This window comes from Allobosea sp. TAB14 (assembly GCF_052113865.1).
GTDB lineage: Bacteria > Pseudomonadota > Alphaproteobacteria > Rhizobiales > Beijerinckiaceae > Allobosea > Allobosea spartocytisi.
The window spans coordinates 1-1,037 of record NZ_JBFRDQ010000382.1; the positions used below are offsets into that span (position 1 = coordinate 1).

The window sequence follows — 1,037 nt, forward strand, 5'->3', positions numbered from 1 at the left end:
TTCGACGACTTCGTGAGGCTCGTCGTGCCCGTCTTGCAGGAGCGCGGACTGTTTCGCGAGGATTATTCGGGGGTGACCTTGCGCGACCATTTGGGTCTGCCCGTGCCCGAAAACCGGTTCACGGCAGCCCGCGCGGCCGGCTGATCAGCCTGCGGCGCGGCAAGCTTCCACAAGCGCGCACGAGGCCGTTTCGATGCGGCCAGCCGGAACGCCGGCGCGCTGGAGAACCAGATGGAGGTTTGCGCCGATCACGCCGGCTCGCAGCGGCTCTGCCTCGCGAACGATCCCGAAGCGATCGGCCATGCCGTAAAGCGTCGCACAGACGATGCGCTCGGACAGGAGCTCGACTGATTTCAGGCTCTCGCGCCCGGCCCAGGCCTGAGGCTCGTCAGGTCCGAACAATTTCCAGGCTCTCCGGGCCGCCCGCAGATGGCGGACGACGCCTTCCGTCCATGCCACCGTCGAGGCTGCCGCCGTCTCGACATGTTGCAGCGTCAGCCGGCGGCCGGTCCTGCCGCACCAGCAGGCGAAGAGCAGCAGGTTCACGTCGACGCCGTTCTCGTCCTGAAGCGTCAGGCAGAGCTCGCAGACACCGGGCTCCGCGTAGACGCGCAGCGCGAAGCGCCAGAACGGCGAGTCGAGATCGAAGGCGCGGTCGGCTTCGGCCTCGTCCATCATGTCCCGCTTTCGCCCCAGCGTTTCAGCCCGCCGACATCCAGCCCGAAGAGATCGAGCGCGCGTCCCACCGAATGACGCACGATGTCGTCGACGCTCTCAGGCTTCGCGTAGAAGGCCGGAACGGGTGGCATGACGATGGCGCCGGCTTCTGTGACCTGGACCATGCTGCGCAGATGGCCGAGATGCAGCGGCGTCTCGCGCACCATCAGCACGAGCTTGCGCCGCTCCTTCAGCACGACATCGGCCGCGCGCGTCAGCAGGCTCGAGGTCGTGCCATGCGCGATCTCGGACAGCGACCTGATCGAGCAGGGCGCGACGATCATCCCGAGCGTCTTGAACGAACCACTGGAGATCGGCGC

At 67.1% G+C, this 1,037-nt stretch carries 2 protein-coding genes; both read right to left on the reverse strand.

Going from position 1 to position 1,037, the window contains the following annotated elements:
• Window positions 1-144 precede the first annotated feature (144 nt).
• Entirely contained in the window at window positions 145-678 is a 534-nt protein-coding gene (locus AB4Y99_RS27800) for a TIGR02444 family protein (RefSeq protein ID WP_441525630.1), read from the reverse strand.
• Window positions 675-1,037, reverse strand: a 363-nt coding sequence (locus AB4Y99_RS27805) for a UbiX family flavin prenyltransferase (RefSeq protein WP_441525631.1), incomplete at its 5' end; no start/stop codon positions are given. The genes AB4Y99_RS27800 and AB4Y99_RS27805, both read right to left, overlap by 4 nt.